This window comes from Shigella sp. FC1967 (assembly GCF_001743005.1).
Taxonomy (GTDB): domain Bacteria; phylum Pseudomonadota; class Gammaproteobacteria; order Enterobacterales; family Enterobacteriaceae; genus Proteus.
In genome coordinates this window covers 1-5734 of record NZ_MIIZ01000649.1, presented here as the reverse complement: position 1 = coordinate 5734, position 5734 = coordinate 1, and the positions used below count along the sequence as shown (strand labels likewise).

Sequence of the window (5734 nt, the reverse complement as noted above, 5' to 3'; positions counted from 1 at the left end):
TACATTAATCTCATGTTCAATTTTAACATTCATATTAATGTTAATCGGTTTATCCGGTGTGGCCACTTCTAGTCTAATACATCCTGTTAGCACCGAAATCCTTGTGATCTCGCCTCATCAAGTGTTAATGCCATAACATTCATACTCGTTAAAGCCATTATTAGCCCAAAACTTAAAGAGATATTTTTTATAATTCATCATTTACCCTTTAAAAAATGGCGCTGTTATTTTTTAAGAGATCTTCCACTTGGCGATCTATTTTTACATTAATCTCATGTTCAATTTTAACATTCATATTAATGTTAATCGGTTTATCCGGTGTGGCCACTTCTAGTCTAATACATCCTGTTAGCACCGAAATTTCCATCACTAAGGACATTAATAAAAATAGTTTTTTTTAAAAATAATGGTTTCACTCTGACTCACTCCCTAAATCTGATAAGCTTTTTTTCTAACCACTCTTCCAATTGTGAACCAAATCGTAAACTTCGCCATAATTGGAAGACATTTTCTTCGTGCCGATAATTAAAATTAACCTGACGACGTTTATCTTCAAGAGGGTTTGTTCCTTGGATCTCAGCCTCTAAGACTAACTCACCTAAATTGCTTAAATTAACACGAGTCCAAGAACGACTGATTTCTAGATAACGCAACCATGCCATAGCAACGCCTGCTGACATATTATTCTCGTCAATTGAATCAACAAAATCTTTATCCAGTCTTAGCGTCAAGTAAGATGAATTAGCCAACCAACCATCTTTAATAATCCACTGATTATTATTAATAAAGAACGGAAATTCTCCACTCACTTTACCCGATGCTGCAAATTGCGTCACTTTTAATAGAGTAAATAGATGACTTAATTGAATGTTATCAATAGAAATAATCGCAGCATCATGTTGTGGTATCGCTAATTTGGCTAAAGATATTGTTCCATCAAGCATCGCTACATTAACGTTAGATAAAACTAACGGCTTACTTTCAGTTGCTGGATAAAAGCCTTGTAAATCTGCTGTAATATCAGTCATTTCAAAAAGATTGTTAACACGTTTTATCCGTAACTGGACAGGTTGCTTAACCCCTAATTGCCACTCATCCCCGTTTAAACGCCAAGGCAAGATAAAATCTAAACCTTCTAGAACACCATCTTTAAGCCACATACCACCTTGCTTAACAACAAGGTGTCCACCAGCCATCAATCCTTGTCCTGGCGCAATAGAGAAATCAGCTTGCGTATATAATTCCCCTTTATCAAGAGTCATTCCTAAATCTGCTGGAATAAGTGATTGAAAGACATTGATGGGTTGAGAAGGCCAACGCATCTGCCCTCTTAATCTTGCACCATCCCACCGCGTATTTATTGCAATAGGTCCTATAGTTGGCTTCGCACTTAATTCTCCTTTTACATTAAAGTTAAAAGGAGAATCACCATTAACTGTGGCAATAAAGTCGGCTCTATCTAAAAAACCGCCCTCAGGAAAATCAATACGCTGACTCGTTAATTTTAACTTTCCATTAAATACGGGATTTTGCTCATCTCTTATCCAACGAAACGGGCTTTCTAACGATAATCGAGGCGCCGTCATCGTTGTATTTTGATATTTTAAAACATCAAAACCTGTAGTGAGTTTTTCAAAACTCACTACTTTATCAGCCCAATAACCTGTTCCTGCAATATCCCAACGCGCTTTTAATGGGAGTAAATTTCCATCCCCCCAATAGCGCCATTGCCAAGTCCCATTATCAGGTAAAAAATCAATCGCTTTACCTTGAAAATGAATGCGGTAATCACCCCAAATACTATCTTGGGCAACGACTATCGCATTTAAACGCCCATTAAAACCTTTTGATGAAAGTGTCGTCCCAGCTAAAGGTAAACGCGCATCTGTGATAGTCAGTGTTTCAGTGACGGGCCCTTTAAAACGAAATAAAGATCCAGATTGAAATTCAATAGTAGGATCTGTCAGCATGCCAGTGACTTTAACAGGTAATTGTGCACTGGCTTGCATTAATTCTTTATTAACAACACCCGTGATTTGAATAGGAATTTCAGCATCTAACCAATTTACTGCCGTTTCAGGGATCGATAAGACTAAATTTCCTTTCCCTGCTTTACCTTCTGTCATCACATTTAATCGTGCTGTTAATCTTAAATCAGCCAAACCTTTTTGCCATTGGCCAATATTAATATTTACACCGCCTCGCAACGGTTGATCTACGCCAAACCATTCCCAACGCCCTTGCTCAATGGCAATATTTTCAGGTGTTACAGTCCACGGCAATAAAGCTAATGCATGCCCCCCACCTTGTTCAGCAATTGAAATAGTGCCAGATTGCCCTATCCATTCCAGAATAAAAACTAAAGGATGGGGGTAATGAGAAGCTAATAACGTGGCATTAATTGTTCCTTTTTCAGGTAATGACGCGATATTTAAAGGAAGTGCTATTTCAGCGGCAAGTTCAATATTATTATCATCAGGTAAATTCACTTTAAGCTGTTTAATATCTAGCCACTGGTTATCTCTAATAAAAAGACCGAGTTGGGCATTTTTTCCTTGGTAAGTGATTAATCGCCCATTGTTTTGTGTTTTTAATTGTAATGCACCTTGGTAGCGAACATTTTCTTTAAAAAAGCACATTGTCGATATTGACAGATAAATGAGGTATTGAAGTTAGTAATGAATTTATCTCAAGAGGAACCGTTGCTGTTTCTTCTTGCTTACTTGTAGGCATCATTGAAAAACATTGTTCATCAATGGCAAGTTGTTGGCTGTTAAATTGAAGTTTATCAATCTGCGCTTTGTGATAAGAAAAAACGAAGTTATCAAGATTAGCTAAAGTGCAATTCTCTGTCTTTAATGCGATGTGTTCAATTGAAATCCCCATACGCTGTAACTTGGGCTGAGATACAGAAAGTAATACACCTTCAGGTAAGTAATAATGGGCAACAGCAGGTAGCCAACGAGGAATAGACACCCATAAAGCAGTGCCTATTAGACCGACGCCTAGTAGTATCGTCCCTGTCCATTTGATTGTTTTTCTTAACAACACATCATATTCCTTTTAAACAAACCTGAATCATCCACTTACCTCGTTAAATTGTTTATAATGATAGTATTAATTTCTTTCATATTGGGGCTGGATAATTCTTGTTTTTCCAGCCTCTGAATAAAAATTTAATCGAGAGTAGAGAAGACTGGATGAAAATCGTTTCCTATAGTACTAAACATTATGATCGTAAGCACATGGAATGGGTTAATCAACATAATGGATATCATTATGATATTGAATATTTCGATTTTAATTTGACAGAACAAACCGCAAAAAATGCCGTTGGCGCTGATGCTGTTTGTATTTTCGTCAATGACGATGCAAATCGTGCGGTTTTACAAGAGCTTGCTGGTCTTAATATCCGTATCCTTGCATTACGTTGTGCAGGATTCAATAACGTCGACTTAAAAGCTGCGGCTGAATTAGGTATAACTGTTGTCCGTGTTCCAGCTTACTCGCCAGAGGCTATTGCAGAACATGCTGTTGGTATGATGCTCTCACTTAATCGTCGTATACACAGAGCTTATCAACGTACTCGTGATGCTAACTTCTCATTAGAAGGCTTAACTGGCTTTAATATGCATAATCGTACTGCTGGGATTATCGGTACAGGTAAAATAGGATTAGCGACATTACGCATATTAAAAGGCTTTGGCATGAAGTTACTTGCTTATGATCCTTATCCAAATCAAGCCGTACTTGATTTAGGTGCTGAATATGTCGATCTACCAACACTCTATGCAAACTCTAACGTGATTTCGTTACACTGCCCATTAACCGCAGATAACCATCATCTATTAAATGAAACTGCTTTTGCACAAATGAAAAATGGTGTGATGATTATTAACACCAGTCGAGGCGCTTTAATTGATTCTGCGGCTGCCATTAATGCACTAAAACAAGGCAAAATTGGTGCACTAGGAATGGACGTCTATGAAAATGAACGCGATCTTTTCTTTGAAGATAAATCAAATGACGTTATTCAAGATGATGTTTTCCGTCGACTTTCTTCTTGTCACAACGTGTTGTTCACTGGACACCAAGCCTTCCTAACAGAAGAAGCATTAATTAGTATTAGTGAAACAACGCTGCATAATATTAAAGATGTGGCCTCAGGTAATGAGTGTGTTAATCAGGTCAAAGCGTAGTTTTAAGCATTAAGAATAAATGTAATAAAAAACCCCCCTTCACCATAGATTAGCAAGGGGGTTTATTTTACGTATTATCGATATGATACTTATTTTTTATTGATTATCAATAAGTTCTATTGATTTCGTAGGTTCAAAGTGTGAACGAGTCTTTTTCTCTTCATCGACTTTAAATTGTGAAACCAATTTAGCTAATTGATGAGCTTCATCATCCATATTCGCTGTTATAGCCGCTGATTCCTCAACCAATGCGGCATTTTGCTGAGTAACAGTATCCATTTCACTGACCGCCAACGCGATTTGGTTAATCCCCATGCTTTGCTCATTAGAAGCAAGTGCAATCTGTTGCATAAAGTCATTTACCTGATTGATGGTTGTAACGATCTCTGACATTGAACGCCCAGCTTGAGCAACCTGCTGCGAACCAATATGCACTTTATTAACAGAATGTGTAATCAACTCATTGATCTCTTTCGCAGCTTCCGCACTACGGCTGGCTAAACTACGCACTTCAGATGCCACAACAGTAAATCCTCTACCTTGCTCACCAGCTCTCGCGGCTTCAACAGCGGCATTCAATGACAAAATATTCGTTTGATTGGCAATGCTATTAATAATGTCATTGATATCTGCAATTTTCTTCGCACTTTCAGAGATGGAGGACATCGTCTCGATCACACTATCCATCACATTTTCGCCATTTTGGGCAGATGCCGTTGCTGTTAGTGCGAGTTTGCTTGCTTCACGTGAATTATCTGCATTTTTCTCAACTGTTGTTTTAATTTGCTCCATGCTCGCAACAGTTTCTTGCAATGCACTAGCCTGCTCTTCAGTACGGGAAGATAAATCGGTATTTCCTGTCGCTATCTCGCTTGCACTCACGCTGATGGTATTAACCGCATTTTTCACGGAAGAAATCATATGACTTAATGAATTCTTCATCTTATTCATTTCGTTGAATAACTGACCAAATTCATTAGTACCATGATTATCTACACGCATACTTAAATCGCCTTGGCTCATTTTACTAAAGATATTGATTAATATTCTGATATTGCCAATAAAAGTATGGGAGAACCAACGCAATATAATAATAAATAAAAGAATAACAAGAATGCTTGTCGTGATTGATACCAGTATTAAAACGTTCTTGAGATGTTTTTGCAATATCGATGTAGCTATTCTCAATACTATTAGCAACGGCATAATATTGCATAGTAATATCATTTAGTTCATCCATTTTAGCACTGGCGGAGTGTGTTGTTAGCTCACCTTTACGTAGTCTATCTAGTGCACCAGTGAAGATATCAAGCAATTCATCAAAACGCTTTGTCATATCATCCGCTAATTCTCGTCCTTCTAAGGTCAGTTTTTCTGTATCTGACCAACGGTGGATCTCTTCACGCGTTATTTCAATATATTCTGCGGTTTGGTGAAAATATTTTGCTGAGGGCTTTTCATTAACCCGTAATTGTCCATCTAATCCATTAATATTTGCTCTGATCACGGCCATTTGATATCGCGCTTTACCCATA

6 protein-coding genes and 1 pseudogene are annotated in these 5734 nt (G+C 37.7%); 1 reads left to right on the top strand and 6 read right to left on the bottom strand.

Going from position 1 to position 5734, the window contains the following annotated elements; all coding sequences use genetic code 11:
- From BHE89_RS08625 to BHE89_RS25380, 4 genes are all read right to left on the bottom strand, one after another.
- Positions 1-108, bottom strand: a 108-nt coding sequence (locus tag BHE89_RS08625; RefSeq protein ID WP_128860405.1) for a YnbE family lipoprotein, incomplete at its 3' end; no start/stop codon positions are given.
- A 100-nt stretch (positions 109-208) separates the two neighbouring features.
- The gene (locus BHE89_RS08615; protein WP_074454097.1) at positions 209-379 is read right to left on the bottom strand and encodes a YnbE family lipoprotein; all 171 of its coding nucleotides are present in this window, start codon (positions 377-379) and stop codon (positions 209-211) included.
- Between the two features lie 43 nt (positions 380-422).
- The gene (locus BHE89_RS08610) at positions 423-2639 is read right to left on the bottom strand and encodes a YdbH family protein (RefSeq protein ID WP_286146002.1); all 2217 of its coding nucleotides are present in this window, start codon (positions 2637-2639) and stop codon (positions 423-425) included.
- Complete coding sequence (locus BHE89_RS25380; RefSeq protein ID WP_286146000.1) at positions 2626-3051, bottom strand: intermembrane phospholipid transport protein YdbH family protein; 426 nt, start codon at positions 3049-3051, stop codon at positions 2626-2628. Before BHE89_RS25380 ends, BHE89_RS08610 begins: the two co-directional genes overlap by 14 nt.
- Before the next feature lie 149 nt (positions 3052-3200).
- On the opposite strand from BHE89_RS25380, the gene BHE89_RS08605 reads away from it, so the two are divergent.
- Positions 3201-4199, top strand: coding sequence for a 2-hydroxyacid dehydrogenase (locus BHE89_RS08605; RefSeq protein WP_069369108.1), 999 nt, complete (start codon positions 3201-3203; stop codon positions 4197-4199).
- A 96-nt stretch (positions 4200-4295) separates the two neighbouring features.
- Here the strand turns inward: BHE89_RS08605 and BHE89_RS25375 are convergent, their stop codons facing one another.
- Positions 4296-5222 carry a methyl-accepting chemotaxis protein gene (locus BHE89_RS25375; protein ID WP_286145999.1) on the bottom strand — a complete coding sequence of 309 codons (927 nt, stop codon included), beginning with the start codon at positions 5220-5222 and terminating at the stop codon, positions 4296-4298.
- A gap of 4 nt (positions 5223-5226) precedes the next feature.
- Positions 5227-5734: pseudogene (locus tag BHE89_RS25370) on the bottom strand (hypothetical protein); the annotation flags it as partial.

What these genes read in the sequence shown, in the direction of transcription:
- BHE89_RS08615 (WP_074454097.1), bottom strand. Translation starts at nt 379, where the DNA reads ATGTCCTTAGTGATGGAAATTTCGGTGCTAACAGGATGTATTAGACTA.
- BHE89_RS08610 (WP_286146002.1), bottom strand. Translation starts at nt 2,639, where the DNA reads ATGTGCTTTTTTAAAGAAAATGTTCGCTACCAAGGTGCATTACAATTA.
- BHE89_RS08605 (WP_069369108.1), top strand. Translation starts at nt 3,201, where the DNA reads ATGAAAATCGTTTCCTATAGTACTAAACATTATGATCGTAAGCACATG.
- BHE89_RS25375 (WP_286145999.1), bottom strand. Translation starts at nt 5,222, where the DNA reads ATGAGCCAAGGCGATTTAAGTATGCGTGTAGATAATCATGGTACTAAT.